The following is a 15,238-nucleotide window of genomic DNA, read 5'->3' as shown; positions in this document are numbered from 1 at the left end:
GCATCACACCGCGGCGAGCCGGGCCTGGAGGGCGTCGATGGCGGGGCGCTGGCCCTTCACGAGGCGCTCACGCGCCACGTCGAACCCGACCCATTCGGCCCGGTCGACTTCGGGGAACACCGCCCGCTTGCCCGAGCGGGGCGGCCACTCCATCTCGAACTCGCCGAACCCCGCCGTCGGGGCGTCGAAGCCCGCGCCGTCACCGACGAACACCGTCACGCGTTTCCCCGACGAGTACGCGTAGGTGCCGAGCTCGGCGTAGTCCACCTCGGGCGCCTCGACGCCGAGCTCCTCGCGGAACTCCCGCCGGGCGGCATCCAACGGCGCCTCATCGTCGTCGAACTCGCCCTTGGGGATCGACCACGCGCCGGCGTCCTTCTTCGCCCAGAACGGCCCGCCCATGTGGGCGATGAGCACCTCGGGGTGCCCGCCGAGCCGGAAGAGAAGGATGCCGGCGCTGCGCATCACGTGAGGCGCTGCTTCGGCGACACCCCGTAGGTGTGCTCGGGGTCGTCGAAGACGGCGCCGCCGAGGGCGGTGTCGATGGCCGACATCGTGTCGGCGTCGAGTGTGACACCCGAGGCCTTGACGGTGTCGGCGAGCTGCTCGGGGCGCGACGCGCCCACGAGGGCGGCGGCGACGTTGGGGTTCTGCAGCACCCACGCGATCGCGAGCTGAGGCATGGTGAGCCCCGCCTGCTCGGCGATCGGCTTCAGTCGCTGCACGGCCTCGAGCACCTCGTCGCGGAGGAACCCCTTGATGAACTGCGCGCCGCTCTTCTCATCGGTCGCGCGCGATCCCTCCGGCACCGGCTGGCCGGGGAGGTACTTGCCGCTGAGCACGCCCTGGGCCATCGGCGACCACACGATCTGCGAGATGCCGAGCTCCTCCGACGCGGGGACGACCTTGCCTTCGATGACCCGCCAGAGCATCGAGTACTGCGGCTGGTTGGAGATCAGCTGGATGCCGAGGCTCTTCGCCAGGGCGTGACCCTCGCGCAGCTGCTCGGCGGTCCACTCCGAGACGCCGATGTACAGGGCTTTCCCCTGTCGCACGACGTCGGCGAACGCCTGGAAGGTCTCCTCCAGGGGTGTCTCGTCGTCGAATCGGTGCGCCTGGTAGAGGTCGACGTAGTCGGTGCCCAGTCGCTTCAGCGACCCGTTGATCGACTCCATGATGTGCTTGCGGCTCAACCCGGTGTCGTTGGGTCCACCCGGCCCGGTGGGGAAGTACACCTTCGTGAAGATCTCCAGCGACTCCCGGCGCTGACCCTCCAGCGCCTTCCCGAGCACCACCTCGGCGGCGGTGTTGGCGTAGGTGTCGGCGGTGTCGAAGGTGGTGATGCCGGCGTCGAGCGCGGCGTGCACCGTCTTCACGGCGGCGTCGTCCTCGACCTGCGAGGCATGTGTCACCCAGTTGCCGTAGGTGATCTCCGAGACCTTCAGTCCACTGTTTCCGAGATAGCGATATGCGACCACGTGGGTCCTCCTTCGAGAGCGGTTCAGGGCACGCGGTATCCGGCGGCACGGAACAGCTCGTACCACTCGGCCCGCGTGAGGGGGATGTCGGAACCGAGCGCGGCACCCTGCACGCGCTCGATGGTGGTGGTGCCGAGCACGACCTGCATGTTCGCCGGATGCCGCGTGATCCACGCCGTCGCGATGGCGATGGCGGGGACGTCGTAGGCCTTCGCGAGGCGGTCGATGACGGCGTTCAAATCGGCGTAGTCGGGGGAGCCGAGGAAGGTGCCGGTGAAGAAGCCGGCCTGGAAGGGCGACCAGGCCTGCACCGTGATGCCGTGGAGGCGGCAGTAGTCGATGATCCCGCCGCCGTCGAGGACGATCGACTGCTCGGTGCCCGCCATGTTCGCCGCGACCCCCTGCGCCACGGTCGGCGCATGCGTGATCGACAGCTGCAGCTGGTTGGCCACGATCGGCTGGCTGACCGCGGTCTTCAGCAGCTCGATCTGGGCGGGAGTCTGGTTGGAGACGCCGAAGGCGCGGACCTTGCCCGAGCTCTCGAGGTGATCGAACGCGCGCGCGACCTCCTCGGGCTCGACGAGCGCATCGGGCCGGTGCAGGAGCAGGATGTCGATGTGGTCGGTCTTCAGCGCCTGCAGCGACCCCTCGACCGATGTGACGAGGTGGTCGTAGGAGAAGTCGAAGTACGGACCCTCTCTCACGATTCCCGCCTTGGTCTGGAGGGTGATCTGCTCGCGCTCGGACGGGGAGAGCTGGAGGGCATCGGCGAAGCGCGACTCGCAGCCGTGCAGCTCGTTGCCGTAGACGTCGGCGTGGTCGAAGAAGTCGATGCCGACGTCGCGGGCGGCCGCGACGAGCGCGCGGACCTCTTCGTCGGTCTTGTCGGCGATGCGCATGACACCGAGGACGACGTTGGGGGCGTCGTTCGCTCCCAGGGTGATCTTTCTCACAGCGGTCCTCTTCTCGGAGTCGGTGCGCTCGGTGTCCCGGGCGTGCTCCCCCACACTAGGCGGTGGGTGGCCGGCGCGTTCCCGGTGGACAACGGCGCGGCGAGGCGTCAAGCTTCGCCGTCTGACGCGTCACCCTCGAGCACGTCGCCTCGCAGACGGAGTGCACGTCGGAGGCTTCGCAGCAGCAGCAGGAAGCCGCCGAGAGCCACGACGCTGCCGAGGAAGGGCGAGACCGCCACCTGGGTCGTCAGCTCCGGTCCGCCGTCGGCGACGGCCAGCAGGATGCCCATGAGAAGCAGCGCGATCCCCACGATGGTGACGGTCACCTGACCGAGCAGGCCGTCGAGCCAGCTGCGCTCCGACGGGTTGGAGAAACGACGCAGTTGCACGACGAAGGCGCCGTCCTCGAGAGACCGGCCGAGGTTCTCCATTCGGCGGGGCAGGCGTCGCAGCTGCTCCACGAGCAGCGCACCGTTGGACTGTGCCGACAGGAGGAGGTCGCGGGGGGTGTTCATCAGTCGCGCCGTGTGGGGTGCGCGGCTGAGTGCATGGCCGACCATGTCGTAGTCGGCCTGCAGCCGTCGCATCGACCCTTCGAGCGAGGCCAGAGTGCGGAAGACCAGAAGCAGCGACGGCGGCATGGCCAGTCGGTGCGCCCGCAGCACATCGATCAAAGCCCGGAAGACGTTCTGGTCGTTGGTGTCGTTGTGGATGCGGGTCAGCACCACCCCGATGTCGTGCTGCAGCGCCGCGCGATCTGCCGATGTGCCGCGCGCCGGCGCGCACAGCAGAAGGACGACGTCGGTGGCGGCGATGTCGTCTTCGTTGAGGATCGCGATCAGAAAGGGCACGAGGAGGTGGCGCATGCTGCGTTCGAGCACGCCGATGGCTCCGAAGTCGACGAGCGCGACGCTGTCATCATCACGCAGCACCAGGTTCCCGGGGTGCAGGTCGGCGTGGAAGACGCCCCGGACGGCGATCTGCTCGAACACGGCGTCCACGACGCGGTCGGCGATCGCAACGGCCCGATCGGGCGGGAGCTCACCGGGGCTCAGGCGGCTGAAAGGGGTTCCGGTCACCCGCTCGAGAACGAGCATGCGTGTGGTGGTGAACTGCGCGTACACCTTCGGGACCGACACCTGCGAGTCGCTGGATCGGGCGATGGCCCCGCGCAGCAGCTCGGTGTTCGCCGCTTCGACGCGGTAGTCGAGCTCGTCACGCAGCGCCCGCGCGAACTCGACCACGAGTGCGCGCAGTCCGTAGTCGCGGGCCCACTCCATGCGGCGTTCGGCGTCGGCGGCCAGACGCTCGAGGATGTCGAGGTCTGTCGTCACCTGCGCGCGGGCCCGTGGTCGCTGGATCTTGACCACGACCTCCTCCCCCGACAGCAGCGTGGCCGCGTGCACCTGTGCGACGGATGCCGCGGCGAGGGGTTGCTCCTCCACCGCCGCGAACACCTCGTCCAGCGGCCGCCCCAGCTCGGCGATGATCGCCGCCTCCGCCTCCGTCCACGGGATGGCGGTCGAATCCATCTGCAGGGTGGACAGGGCGCGCACGAACTCGGGCGGAAGCACGTCCTCGCGGGTGGACAGGGTCTGCCCGAGCTTGACGAACGTCACCCCCGCCTGGTTGAGAGCAGCGACGAGGGCTGTCGGCAGATCGTCGCCGTCGCCGCGACGATGACGCTGGTAGAGCCCCAGCCCGTGTCGTGACCCGATCGCGACGATCTGCGCGTAACGGCGAGCGCGGTCGCGTCGCCGGAGGGCTTGGCGGAAGGCCGTGACAGGGTTGCGGAAGCCGCGGGAGGGCCAGAGGAACTCCACGGCCATGATGACGGCGACGACGATCGCGAGCATCCACCCGAGCGTCAGGGCGAGGAACGCCAGGGCGATGAACCCCTGGACGGCGAACGCGAAGTCGGCGTCGAGGACGCCCGAGCGCTGCAGCATCCACAGCGCCACCGGCGCGCTGATGAGGAAGACGAGCACGGAGAGGATGAGCGCCCGGATCTCGCCGATCCGCCGGTCGAGGAGGCGACGCGCCACCCACGTCGCGATGAGCGCGAACACGATCGCGAGGAGACCTACGATCACCCAGGCCGGCATAGGTCGATTGTGTCAGTGCTGGCGGGCGGTGTCAGGCGGGACGCTCAGCCGTCCTTGCGAATCCACCGGAAGGTCAGTCGGGCGAGGATCAGACCCACCACCAGCCAGATGAGGAGCGCGATGAGGGTCTCCTGGTGCTGCCACGATCCGCCCGGCTCGGCGTCGGCGAAGACCTCGGGGAGGAACACCGAGCGCATCCCCTGCGCGATCCACTTCAGCGGGAAGATCCCGGCGAAGTTTTGAAGCCACTCCGGCAGCGTGTCGAAGGGGATGAAGACACCGGAGATGAACTGCAGCACCAGCACGATCGGGATGACGACCGCGGTGGCGCTCCGGCCGCTGCGCGGAAGGGCGCTGAGGGCGATCCCCAGAACACCGCAGGTGATGGCACCGAGGAGGAACACCCAGGCGAAGGTCAGCCAACGCTCGGGGTCGGTGGGGAGGGTGACGCCGAAGAACACCGCGGCGATCACGAGCAGCAGAGCAGCCTGGAACACCCCGGTCACCAGCACCTGGCCGAGCTTGCCGATGAAGTACGACACCGGTGAGAGGGGCATGCCCCCCAGGCGCTTGAGGGTGCCGTCGCTGCGTTCCATGGCGATGTCGATCGCCAGCAGCTGCGTGCCCGAGAGCAGCAGGCCCGCGGCGAGCATGGCGGGGAGGTAATACCCGGCGGCGGTGACCTCGTCGGTGGGCGGACCGAAGGTGCTGCTGCTGAAGGCCACCGCGAAGATGAACAGGAACAGCACCGGGAAGAGGAAGGTGAAAAACACCGAGTCGCCCTGGCGGAAGTAGGCGCGCACCTCGAAGGCGATGCGGCGAAGGCCCAGGCGGATGGTACGGCTCGGCCCGAACGACACCTTGTGCGATGCGCGGGTGGTGCTCATCGGGTCACCTCCGTGACGGTCTCGGTGTCGCCTCCGGGCTCGGGCGCGGCGTCGTCGCCCGCTTCGCCCTCCACGAACGACAGATAGACGTCTTCGAGGCTCGGTCGCACGATCTCGAGCCCCTCGGGCTCGGCACCGAGCGCGTCGTAGAGGTCGGCGACCACGCGTCCCGGATGCTCGGTGCGCTCCTCGCGGACTCGGCCGTCTTGGCGCCACCGCACGATCGGGATGCGCGCCTCGGCCCCGCCGAGCTCACCGACCGGACCGAGCGAGGCGAGCTTGCCGCCCACGACGATCGCCGCGCGCTCGGAGAGCTCGGCGGCCTCATCGAGGTAGTGGGTGGTCAACAGGATGGTCGTTCCCTCGCGCTGGAGCCCCCGGATGAGCTCCCAGAACACCCGCCGGGCTTCGGGGTCGAACCCGGTGGTCGGCTCATCGAGGAAGAGCAGTTCGGGCGACCCGATGATGCCGAGGGCCACATCGACACGCCGACGCTGACCACCGGAGAGCTTGCGCACCGAGGTCTTCGCCTTCTCGGAGAGCCCGACCGCCTCGATGACCTCGTCGACCTTCCGCGCCCGCGGGTAGAACGATGCGAAGTGCGACAGCAGCTCCTTCACGCTCGCCGACGGCGCCTCCCCCGTGCTCTGCAGCACGATGCCCAGCCGCGACCGCCAGCGGAGATCCCCCTGGCGCGGGTCGACCTTCAACACCCGCACCTCGCCACCCGAGCGGTCGCGGTACCCCTCGAGGATCTCGATGGTCGTGCTCTTGCCGGCGCCGTTGGGGCCGAGGAGCGCGAAGGTCTCGCCACGGCGGATGTCGAAGCTCACGCCCTTCAGCGCCTGGAAGCCGCCGCGGTAGGTCTTGGTGAGGTCTTCGACCTCGACAACACTCGTCATACTCCGACCATGCCGTATCTCGCGGCCTTCGAGGACAATCTGTCGGGTCGCCGATCAGCTGGAGGCCGCCGCCGCGACATCCGCCTCGGTGGCCACGAGCTGTCCGCAGGCGCCGTCGATCTCCTTGCCGCGCGTGTCGCGGAGGGTGGTCGGAATGCCCGCGGCGTTCAAGCGCCGCACGAACTCGTTCTGCACGCTCCGCTCCGACGCGGTCCAGACCGACCCCGGCGTGGGGTTCAGCGGAATCGGGTTCACATGCACCCAGCCGCGACCGCGGGCGTTGAGCTTCTCGGCCAGCAGATCTGCGCGCCAGGCGTGATCGTTCATGTCCTTGATGAGGGCGTACTCGATCGAGACGCGGCGCCCGGTCTTGTCGAAGTACTCGCGGGCGGCGTCGAGGGCCTCATCGACCTTCCACTTCGAGTTCACCGGGATCAGCTCGTCGCGCAGGTGGTCGTCGGGTGCGTGGAGCGACAGGGCGAAGGTGACGGGGATCTCTTCGGCCGAGAGCTTCCGGATCGCCGGCACGAGTCCCACCGTCGACACCGTGATGCCACGCGCGCTCATGCCGAGCCCGCGCTGCGGGTCGATCATGACGCGCACCGCCTGCATGACCCGTGCGTAGTTGGCCAGCGGCTCGCCCATGCCCATGAAGACGATGTTGGTGACGCGCTCGTCGGGGTGGTCGGGCTTGCCGAGCCCGCCCTCGCGGATGAGGCGGTTGGCCCGCACGATCTGGTCGACGATCTCGGCCGCCGACATGTTGCGGGTGAGACCCGCCTGGCCGGTGGCGCAGAACGGGCAGTTCATGCCGCATCCGGCCTGGCTCGACACGCACAGCGTGATGCGGCCGGGGTAGCGCATGAGCACCGACTCCACGAGCGCACCGTCGTGGAGCTTCCAGAGGAACTTGATCGTGTCGCCCCGGTCGGTCTGCAGGCGGCGCACCTCGGTGAGAAGCGGCGGCAGGAGCCCGGCGACGAGGTCGTCACGGACGGATGCCGGGAGGTCGGTCATCTCGCCGGGGTCACTCGTGTAATGGCGGAAATAGTGGGTCTCGAGCTGCTTGGCGCGGAACGCGGGGAGGCCGAGCTCGGTCACCTTGGCGGCGCGCTCTTCGGCGGTGAGGTCGGCCAGGTGCACCGGGGGCTTACCCCGTTTGGGGCTGGCGAACTGCAGGAGCGGGCGGCCGTCGGCATCCTTCTGCTGCTTCCACCCCTCGGTGCGGGGCCGCACCTGGCGGACGGGCCCAGCGGTGCCGCGGGCAGGAGGATTCTCGGTCACCGTCCCAGGGTACCGGGGGCCTCCTGGGCGAAACCTGCCTCCGCGGCCCGTCGGGGGGCGAGGCGCGGTCACGACCCGTCGAAAAGTGTCCGCTGAACGCGTTCCACATCGCAGAAATCGACGGGTTGTGGCGACGGACGCGGTCACAGCGGTCAGGTCGCTCAGAAAGCGATGACGACGCGGCGTACCGTGGGAGCGTGAGTGAGCTGCAGATCCGCGACATCCGTCCGTCCGACGCCGGCGAGGTGCTGACGCTCCAGCGCGCGGCGTTCGTGTCGGAAGCGCTCATCTACGGGAGCGTCGAGATGCCGCCGTTCACGCAGACCCTCGAAGAGGTCGAGCATGAGCTCGCCGAGAATCTCGGCTGCGTCGCGCACGTGGGTCACCGGATGGTGGGCGCCGCCCGCGCACGCGTGGATGACGGGCTGCTCCTCATCGGGCGGATCTCCATCGCCCCCGACGTGCAGGGCGAGGGCGTCGGCTCGCGACTCCTCGAGGCTCTCGAGGAGCGGGGCCGCGCGGCCGGCGCGACCGAGTCGGAGCTCTTCACGGGGTCGCTGAGCGAGGCGAACCTCCGCCTCTACGAGCGCGAGGGCTACCGCGAGACGCAGCGGGTGCCAGGTCACGGCAGCGACCAGGTGTTCCTCCGCAAACCCCTCGCCTGAGAACGACACGGATTCACCCCGACCCCCGCACGAGCAGATGGGCGAGCAGCGACGACACCGCCGCGCGACGGTCGGCGTCGGGGACGCCTTCGACGCCGGTCGTCACCGCACCGGACACGATGATGTCGAGTTGATCGATGAGCAACCGGGTGGCGGCCTCGTCGAGGGCTAATGCATCGACGAGGGTCGACACCGTGGCGTCCCACCGGCGGTCGAAGCGGTCGAGCGAGGCACGGACGACGGGGTCGCCCGGCGCATCGACGACGGCACGCATCCACACGTCGCGCAGTTCCGGCGCAGAGGAGAATACGGCGTGCTCCACGAAGGCCTGGATTCCCATCGGTCCCCCGGTGGGGGGTGGGGCGGTGGGAAGGCCCTGCCAGAAACGATCGAGGGCTTGATCGAGGGCGGAAGAGACCAGCTCTTCGCGACTGGGGAAATAGTGCGTGACGACGCTCGTCGACGCCCCCATCCGTGCGGCGACGGCGCGGATGGTCACGCCGGCGAAACCCGCCTCCACGGCGAGCGCGCAGGCCGCGGAGTGAATCTCCCGGCGACGGGTCGCTGCGTCGACGACTTTCGGCATACGTCACTCTTGCACGTCGGCTCATTTTCGTGCAACGCTTGTTTTACAACGCTTGTTGTATAACCTGCGGAAGGGGTTGGCATGTGGGATGTCGCGGTTGTGGGCGCCGGCTTCGCCGGAATCAGCGCCGCCCGGCGACTTCACGATCGAGGTCATCGAGTGGTCGTGCTCGAAGCGTCGGGCCGCGTCGGTGGACGCGCGCAGACGACGCAGCTCGCAGGCGGAACGGTCGACCTCGGCGGGCAGTGGATCGGTCCGTCGCAGACCCGGATGAACGCACTCCTGCGAGAGCACGGCCTCACGGACTATCCGTCCTTCACCAGCGGCCGCGCGGTCGTCGTCGATGGGCACGGTCGCACGCGACGTTTTGGACCGGTGCCGGATGCCTCACTGATCGTCGGCGGCCTGGCGATGATTCCAGCCGTCCTCGACCTGGCGAACTGGCGGCGGCGACTCTCTACCGCTCCCCGGCGCGCGCTGATCGACGCCCTCGATCAGCGGACCGTCGCCGAGTGGATCGCGACGCGGATCCCCCACCGCGGCGCCCGTGACCTGGCGGCGGCTGCGCTCCGGGAGGTGTTCTGCGTCGAGCCCTCCGAGATCTCACTACTCGTGCTGATCGAGAGTGTGGCGTCATCAGGCGGACTGGGGTCGGTGCTCGGCTTCGACGGAGGCGCGCAGCAGGATCTCATCCTCGAAGGCGCCGGTACCCTCGTGGCGCGCATGGCCGCCGGCCTCGACGTGCGGCTCCATTCTCCGGTGCATCGGATCGACGACACCGCGACGGGGGTGGTCGTCGAAGCGGCGACCGGTGCCGTCCGCGCGCGCCGAGCGCTCGTCGCCGTTCCCCCCTCCCTCGGTCGCGACATCGCCCTGTCGCCTCCGCCGGATCCCGACCTGGCTCGTTGGCTCGCCTCGCAGCGGCGCGGGCGCATCGTGAAGGTGATCGCGCACTATGAGCGGCCCTTCTGGCGAGATCGCGGCCTGTCCGGCACGGTCCTCCTCCCCCACGGGCCGGCCGGCTTGGCCACCGACATCTCCCCGCCGAGCGGCGGAGGGCGCCTCTGTTTCATCGCCGCCGGACGGGATGCCGATCACCTCCGCGGGCTCTCCGATGCGGTCCGCCACCGCCGCGTTCTCGAGGCACTCGTCCCCGTGCTCGGCGACGAGACGTTGCGCCCCCTCGATGTCGTGGGGAAGGACTGGACCGACGACCCGTGGATCCGCGGCGGCTACAGCTCGATTCCGTCGCCCGGCTCGTCGGTCCCACCGGTGTCCTTCCATCCGCGAGGCCACGTGCACTGGGCCGGCACCGAGACGGCGACCGAGTGGTCGGGTTACATGGAGGGCGCCGTGCGCTCGGGAGAGCGCGCCGCCGACGAGATCGTCGCAGCGACGCGTCAGTCGAGGAAGATGTCGGGGAAGAGCTCGGAGTCGGGGGTTCCCGGCACCGCCGCGTAGCGCGAGAAGTCGGTCACACCGGCGGCTTCGAGCACGTCTTCGACGATGAGCGTCTGTCCGGTGTAGTCCCGCGACGGCTTCGTCAGCACCTCGTACGCGGCGTCGGCGTAGATCTCGGGCGTGCGGCTGGCCCGCATCATCCGGTCTCCCCCGAGGGCGAACTGCACCGCGGCCGTGGCGATCGTGGTACGCGGCCACAGCGTGTTCGCCGCGATCCCCGCCTCGGCGAACTCCGCGGCGAAGCCGAGGGTCGCCATCGTCATGCCGTACTTCGCCAGCGTGTAGCCGGTGTGCGCGCCGAGCCAGCGCGGGCTGAGGTTCAACGGCGGCGAGAGCGACAGGATGTGGGGGTTGGCCGCCTCGCGCAGAATCGGCGCCGCCGCCCGCGAGAGCATGAAGGTGCCACGGACGTTGACGTCCTGCATGAGGTCGTACTTCTTCGCCGCGAGGTCGAGCGAGGGCGACAGGTCGATCACGCTGGCGTTGTTGATCACGATGTCGATGCCGTCGAACTCGCCCTGGGTCTTCAGCACCGCCTCGGTGATGTCATCGTCGTTACGCACGTCGCCGACGATCGGCAAAGCCCGCCCGCCGGCCTCTTCGATCGCGGCCGCCGCGGTGTGCACGGTTCCCTCGAGCTTCGGGTGCGGGGTGTCGGTCTTGGCCAGCAGCGCGATGTTCGCGCCGTCGCGCGCCGCGCGCAGCGCGATCGCGAGGCCGATCCCGCGGCTGCCGCCCGAGATGAGGATGGTCTTTCCGGCGAGGGTCATCGGGTCTCCTCCGAGCGGGATCGTGAACGGGATGCTGCGGCGAAGGCCGCGACGCGGGTGCGCGCCTCGTCGGTGGCGAACCGGGCGCCGATCGTGGCGGCCTCGTCGTCGAGGTTCGCCTCGAAGGGGCGATCCGCCCCCTGCCGGACCAGGCGCTTGGCCTGCCCGAAGGCTGCGGTCGCGCCGTCGATCCAGGTGCGGGCGATCGCCTCGGCCCGGGCGGCCAGCTCGGCGGCGGGCACGACCTCGGCGACGAGACCCCAGTTGAGGGCCTCCTCCGCAGTGAGCGTGCGGTCCTGGAGCAGCAGCTGCAGGGCACGCCGTTGGCCGACCGCCGCCGGCAGCAGCGTCGTCACCCCGAGGTCGGGGGTGAGCCCGATGTTGGCGTAGCGGCTGACGAAGCGCGCCGCGTCGGTGGCCACGATGTAGTCGGCGGTGAGCATGAGCCCGAGGCCCCCGCCGGCCACGGCGCCCTGCACGGCGGCGACGATGGGTGTGTCCGACAGAGCAAGGGTGCGGATGCCGTCGTGGATCACGTGGGCGCTGGCGGTGACGTCGTCACCGGAAGCCCCGCTGGTCGACATCGCCACCACGTCGCCGCCCGCGCAGAAGGCGGGCCCCGCGGCATCCAGGATCACCGCGCCGATCGCGGGGTCGTCGGCCACCCGGTGGGCGATCTCGCGCCAGCGTTCGGCCATCGCGAAGTCCATCGCGTTCAACCGCGCGGGGCGGTTGAAGGTGACCCGGGCGAGGCCGTCGTCCGCGACGGCGAGGAGGATGCTGTCCTCGGCGACGCCGGTCATCGGGGAGCCATCCGGATCGCGCCGTCGAGGCGGATCGTCTCGCCGTTGAGGTAGCCGTTCTCGACGATCTGCTGCACCAGGGAGGCGTATTCGTCGGGCCTTCCAAGGCGCGCGGGGTAGGGCACCTGTTCGCCGAGCGAGTCCTGAGCCGCCTGCGGCAGGCCCTTCAGCATCGGGGTCTCCATGATGCCGGGGGCGATCGTGACGACCCGGATGGCGTGGCGGGCCAGTTCGCGCGCGATCGGAAGGGTCATGGCGTGCACGCCTCCCTTGCTCGCCGCATAGGCCGGCTGACCGATCTGCCCGTCGAAGGCGGCGACGCTGGCGGTGTTGACGATGACGCCCCGGTCTCCGGAGGCGGTGGGCTCGGTGCGGGCGATGGCCGCGGAGCCCTGCGCGATCACGTTGTACGTGCCGATGAGGTTCACCCGGATGAGGCGTTCGAAGTCGGCCAGGGGCGTGGGCCGGCCGTCACGGTCGAGCACCTTGGCCGGCGGGGCGATCCCGGCGCAGTTCACGACGATGCGCAGCGGTCCTGTGCTCGCCGCCGTGGCGACCGCGGCGGCGACCTGCTCGGGGTCGGTGACATCGGCGGGGGCGAAGGCCCCACCGAAGCCGGCCGCGGCCTCGGCTCCGGGCGATGAGGGCAGATCGACGATGGTCACGACGGCACCCGCGCGGGCGAGTCTGTCGGCGGTGGCGAGGCCGAGCCCGCTCGCGCCGCCGGTGACGAGGGCTGCTGCGCCCGAGATCTCCATGCCGTTCCCCTTCGAACCGTTCCGCCTGTCAGCGACACGGCGTGTCAGTCTCCATGGGACTGAGTGTCACCGCCGTATCGCTGACACCAGGCTAACGGGTTCGCCGAGACGTCACGAGCCGCGCGACTCGTCCTTCGCGACGACGACCGGCTCGCCCTCGATCTGCTCACGGTCCTTCGCCTCGCGGTCGTTGCGGGTCTTGATGAGGCTCGCGATCGTCGCCACCGTGATCGTGCCGGCGATGAAGAGCAGCGACAGCCAGATCGGGATCTCGGGAACCCACAGCAGCGGCTCGCCGCCGTTGATGAAGGGCAGCTCGTTGACGTGGAGAGCGTGGAAGACGAGTTTCACGCCGATGAAGGCGAGGATGACCGCGAGACCCTGTGCGAGGTAGACCAGGCGCTCCAGCAGACCGCCGATGAGGAAGTACAGCTGACGCAGACCCATCAGGGCGAATGCGTTGGCGACGAAGACGATGTACGCCTCCTCGGTCAGACCGTAGATCGCGGGGATCGAGTCGACGGCGAAGATGAGGTCGACGAACCCGATCGCGACGATGACGAGCAGCATCGGGGTGACGAACCGACGACCGTCCTTCTTGACGGTCAGCTTGTCGCCGTTGTACTCGTCGCTGACCGGCAGGTGACGACGCACGAACGTCATGAACTTGCCGTTGGCGGGGTCGGACTCGCCGTGCGAGAACGCCTGTCGGTAGGCCAGGAACAGCAGCAGCGCCCCGAAGATGTAGAAGATCCACGAGAAGTTCTCGATGAGGGCCGCACCGACCGCGATGAACGCTCCACGCATGACCAGCGCGATCACGATGCCGATCATCAGCACCTTCTGCTGATAGATCTTCGGCACCGCGAACCCGGTCATGACGATGAGGAAGACGAAGAGGTTGTCGATCGACAGCGCCTTCTCGGTGAGGTAGCCGGCGTAGTACTCGCCACCGAAGTCCCAACCCCAGACCATGCCGATGACGACGCCGAAGATGAGGGCGAGGCCGATGTAGAAGGCCGACCAGCGGGCCGACTCGCCGATGCTCGGCTCGTGGGGCTTTCGCACATGGGCGAAGAACTCGTAGATGAAGAACGCGATGGTGACCGCGATCGTGATGATCCAGACGAGAGGAGTGATGTCCACGGAAAATGCTCCAAGAGTGAGGGCAGGCGTCGTACCGCCCAAGGTCTCCTCCGCCCAGAGTGGGTCGGCGGCCCGGAACGCTGCATCGGATTCGTATTGACGGGCACGCCGCAAACGGGAGTACTCCCCTTGTTGCGGGTACCAGGGTACCAAACCCCGCCGGGCTAGGGTGGCTCGCGTGTCGATTCCGACGGACGAGGTGGTGGTGCCCACGCGGGTGCGCCATCTCGCCGGCTCTGACGACCTGATACCCGTCTGGCGGAACGGACTGGGTGGGCTGACCTTCCGCGCGACCGGGGCCGCCGGCATCCGCTACGTGAAGTGGGGACCGAGAAACGCCGAGACCACCGTCGAGGGGGAGGCGGAGCGCCTGGTGTGGGCGGCCGCATTCACACCGGTGCCGAGAGTGATCGCGCGGGGCGGAGATGACGACGAGGAGTGGCTCGTCACCGAGGCTCTCCCGGGCGAGAGTGCCGTCGCGCCGCGGTGGATCGCGGCACCCGGGATCGCCGTGTCGGCGATCGGGGTGGGCCTCCGATCGCTCCACGACCGGCTCCCCGTGACCGACTGCCCGTTCTCGTGGCGGGTCGCCGATCGTCTCGCGGGGGCGGCGCGCCGCGGCATCCGTGTGCCCGAGCCTCTGCGGGAGGCACCCGACGAGGAGGACCTCGTGGTCTGCCACGGCGACGCCTGCAGCCCCAACACGGTGCTCACCGACGAGGGGACCGTCTCGGGGCACGTCGATCTCGGCGCGCTCGGCGTCGCCGACCGCTGGGCCGACATCGCCGTCGCCGCGATGAGCCTGGAGTGGAACTATGGGCCAGGATGGACCGAGACTCTGCTCGAGGCCTACGGCATCGCCCCGGACCGGAGTCGGATGACGTACTACCGAGAGCTGTGGAACGCGACATGACAGATACCCCGCGGGTGACCGGAACGGTCGAGACCATCGACGATGAGCGCCACCTGGTGCTGCGGAGGACGTTCACCGCCTCGGCGAAGAAGGTGTGGCGCGACCTGACCGACGCCGACCGGCTCGAGCGGTGGATCGGCACGTGGGAGGGCGACCCGGCCGACGGGCAGGTGATGTTCCGCATGACCGCCGAGGGTGAGAATGTGCCGGCCGAGACCTTCACCATCCGCGAGTGCGACAAGCCACGGCGGCTCGTCGCCGACACCGCTGTCGGCGAAGGGACCTGGCACCTGTGGTTCGAGCTCAGGGAGGACGAGGGCGAGACCCTGCTCTCGTTCGGCCAGCGGCTGGACGGCGGTGAGGACGTCGGCTCGATCGGCCCCGGCTGGGAGTACTACCTCGACCGGCTCGTCGCGGCGCGCGAGGGGCGCGACGTCGCCGAGATCGAGTGGAGCGCGTATTACCCCGCGCTCCGCGAGGAGTACCTGAGGGTCGACGCGGGCTGACACCGGCCGCGCGGCCGCAGG

Annotated in this window: 16 protein-coding genes; 4 read left to right on the top strand and 12 right to left on the bottom strand. The window is 69.4% G+C overall.

Annotated features, from left to right (window positions below; all coding sequences use genetic code 11):
• Positions 1 to 3: 3 nt before the first annotated feature.
• From DT073_RS04725 to rlmN, 7 genes are all read right to left on the bottom strand, one after another.
• Positions 4 to 465 carry an NUDIX hydrolase gene (locus DT073_RS04725; protein ID WP_124294353.1) on the bottom strand — a complete coding sequence of 154 codons (462 nt, stop codon included), beginning with the start codon at positions 463 to 465 and terminating at the stop codon, positions 4 to 6.
• The gene (locus DT073_RS04720; RefSeq protein ID WP_124292343.1) at positions 465 to 1,478 is read right to left on the bottom strand and encodes an aldo/keto reductase family protein; all 1,014 of its coding nucleotides are present in this window, start codon (positions 1,476 to 1,478) and stop codon (positions 465 to 467) included. Before DT073_RS04720 ends, DT073_RS04725 begins: the two co-directional genes overlap by 1 nt.
• A 23-nt stretch (positions 1,479 to 1,501) precedes the next feature.
• Positions 1,502 to 2,431 carry an aldo/keto reductase gene (locus DT073_RS04715; RefSeq protein WP_240638768.1) on the bottom strand — a complete coding sequence of 310 codons (930 nt, stop codon included), beginning with the start codon at positions 2,429 to 2,431 and terminating at the stop codon, positions 1,502 to 1,504.
• Positions 2,432 to 2,538: 107 nt separating this feature from the next.
• A complete protein-coding gene (locus DT073_RS04710) occupies positions 2,539 to 4,536 on the bottom strand; it encodes an ABC1 kinase family protein (protein ID WP_124292342.1) in 1,998 nt (665 codons plus the stop codon).
• A gap of 44 nt (positions 4,537 to 4,580) precedes the next feature.
• On the bottom strand, positions 4,581 to 5,423 hold the full coding sequence (locus DT073_RS04705) for an ABC transporter permease (RefSeq protein ID WP_124292341.1): 843 nt from the start codon (positions 5,421 to 5,423) through the stop codon (positions 4,581 to 4,583).
• On the bottom strand, positions 5,420 to 6,325 hold the full coding sequence (locus DT073_RS04700) for an ABC transporter ATP-binding protein (protein ID WP_124292340.1): 906 nt from the start codon (positions 6,323 to 6,325) through the stop codon (positions 5,420 to 5,422). Before DT073_RS04700 ends, DT073_RS04705 begins: the two co-directional genes overlap by 4 nt.
• A 54-nt stretch (positions 6,326 to 6,379) precedes the next feature.
• A complete protein-coding gene (rlmN, locus tag DT073_RS04695) occupies positions 6,380 to 7,609 on the bottom strand; it encodes a dual-specificity RNA methyltransferase RlmN (protein ID WP_124292339.1) in 1,230 nt (409 codons plus the stop codon).
• 197 nt (positions 7,610 to 7,806) lie between these two features.
• Here rlmN and DT073_RS04690 point away from each other — a divergent pair, with 197 nt between their 5' ends.
• Complete coding sequence (locus DT073_RS04690; protein WP_124292338.1) at positions 7,807 to 8,274, top strand: GNAT family N-acetyltransferase; 468 nt, start codon at positions 7,807 to 7,809, stop codon at positions 8,272 to 8,274.
• 13 nt (positions 8,275 to 8,287) lie between these two features.
• Here the strand turns inward: DT073_RS04690 and DT073_RS04685 are convergent, their stop codons facing one another.
• Positions 8,288 to 8,860, bottom strand: coding sequence for a TetR/AcrR family transcriptional regulator (locus DT073_RS04685; RefSeq protein WP_124292337.1), 573 nt, complete (start codon positions 8,858 to 8,860; stop codon positions 8,288 to 8,290).
• 81 nt (positions 8,861 to 8,941) lie between these two features.
• Here DT073_RS04685 and DT073_RS04680 point away from each other — a divergent pair, with 81 nt between their 5' ends.
• Positions 8,942 to 10,321, top strand: coding sequence for a flavin monoamine oxidase family protein (locus DT073_RS04680; protein WP_124292336.1), 1,380 nt, complete (start codon positions 8,942 to 8,944; stop codon positions 10,319 to 10,321).
• On the opposite strand, the gene DT073_RS04675 is transcribed toward DT073_RS04680, so the two are convergent.
• From DT073_RS04675 to DT073_RS04660, 4 genes are all read right to left on the bottom strand, one after another.
• The gene (locus tag DT073_RS04675; RefSeq protein WP_124292335.1) at positions 10,261 to 11,091 is read right to left on the bottom strand and encodes an SDR family oxidoreductase; all 831 of its coding nucleotides are present in this window, start codon (positions 11,089 to 11,091) and stop codon (positions 10,261 to 10,263) included. The genes DT073_RS04680 and DT073_RS04675 overlap by 61 nt on opposite strands.
• On the bottom strand, positions 11,088 to 11,894 hold the full coding sequence (locus tag DT073_RS04670) for an enoyl-CoA hydratase/isomerase family protein (protein WP_124292334.1): 807 nt from the start codon (positions 11,892 to 11,894) through the stop codon (positions 11,088 to 11,090). The genes DT073_RS04675 and DT073_RS04670 overlap by 4 nt, the downstream gene beginning before the upstream one ends.
• Positions 11,891 to 12,652: an SDR family NAD(P)-dependent oxidoreductase gene (locus DT073_RS04665; protein WP_124292333.1), complete on the bottom strand. Its 762-nt coding sequence runs from the start codon at positions 12,650 to 12,652 to the stop codon at positions 11,891 to 11,893. Before DT073_RS04665 ends, DT073_RS04670 begins: the two co-directional genes overlap by 4 nt.
• 111 nt (positions 12,653 to 12,763) lie before the next feature.
• Positions 12,764 to 13,798 (bottom strand): TerC family protein, encoded by a 1,035-nt coding sequence (locus DT073_RS04660; RefSeq protein ID WP_124292332.1) that lies wholly within the window; start codon positions 13,796 to 13,798, stop codon positions 12,764 to 12,766.
• A gap of 178 nt (positions 13,799 to 13,976) precedes the next feature.
• On the opposite strand from DT073_RS04660, the gene DT073_RS04655 reads away from it, so the two are divergent.
• Positions 13,977 to 14,711, top strand: a complete 735-nt coding sequence (locus DT073_RS04655; protein ID WP_124292331.1) for an aminoglycoside 3'-phosphotransferase — start codon at positions 13,977 to 13,979, stop codon at positions 14,709 to 14,711.
• Entirely contained in the window at positions 14,708 to 15,217 is a 510-nt protein-coding gene (locus DT073_RS04650; protein ID WP_124292330.1) for an SRPBCC domain-containing protein, read from the top strand. The genes DT073_RS04655 and DT073_RS04650 overlap by 4 nt, the downstream gene beginning before the upstream one ends.
• Positions 15,218 to 15,238 lie beyond the last annotated feature (21 nt).

The sequence above is a fragment of the Microbacterium sp. ABRD28 genome, from assembly GCF_003850245.1.
In the GTDB taxonomy this organism is placed as follows: domain Bacteria; phylum Actinomycetota; class Actinomycetes; order Actinomycetales; family Microbacteriaceae; genus Microbacterium.
The sequence above is the reverse complement of the archived record's forward strand: the minus strand, read 5'-3'. Positions and strand labels throughout refer to the sequence as shown.

What these genes read in the sequence shown, in the direction of transcription:
- DT073_RS04675 (WP_124292335.1), bottom strand. Translation starts at nt 11,091, where the DNA reads ATGACCCTCGCCGGAAAGACCATCCTCATCTCGGGCGGCAGCCGCGGG.
- DT073_RS04700 (WP_124292340.1), bottom strand. Translation starts at nt 6,325, where the DNA reads ATGACGAGTGTTGTCGAGGTCGAAGACCTCACCAAGACCTACCGCGGC.
- DT073_RS04725 (WP_124294353.1), bottom strand. Translation starts at nt 465, where the DNA reads ATGCGCAGCGCCGGCATCCTTCTCTTCCGGCTCGGCGGGCACCCCGAG.
- DT073_RS04680 (WP_124292336.1), top strand. Translation starts at nt 8,942, where the DNA reads ATGTGGGATGTCGCGGTTGTGGGCGCCGGCTTCGCCGGAATCAGCGCC.
- DT073_RS04685 (WP_124292337.1), bottom strand. Translation starts at nt 8,860, where the DNA reads ATGCCGAAAGTCGTCGACGCAGCGACCCGTCGCCGGGAGATTCACTCC.
- DT073_RS04710 (WP_124292342.1), bottom strand. Translation starts at nt 4,536, where the DNA reads ATGCCGGCCTGGGTGATCGTAGGTCTCCTCGCGATCGTGTTCGCGCTC.
- DT073_RS04650 (WP_124292330.1), top strand. Translation starts at nt 14,708, where the DNA reads ATGACAGATACCCCGCGGGTGACCGGAACGGTCGAGACCATCGACGAT.
- DT073_RS04670 (WP_124292334.1), bottom strand. Translation starts at nt 11,894, where the DNA reads ATGACCGGCGTCGCCGAGGACAGCATCCTCCTCGCCGTCGCGGACGAC.
- DT073_RS04705 (WP_124292341.1), bottom strand. Translation starts at nt 5,423, where the DNA reads ATGAGCACCACCCGCGCATCGCACAAGGTGTCGTTCGGGCCGAGCCGT.
- DT073_RS04665 (WP_124292333.1), bottom strand. Translation starts at nt 12,652, where the DNA reads ATGGAGATCTCGGGCGCAGCAGCCCTCGTCACCGGCGGCGCGAGCGGG.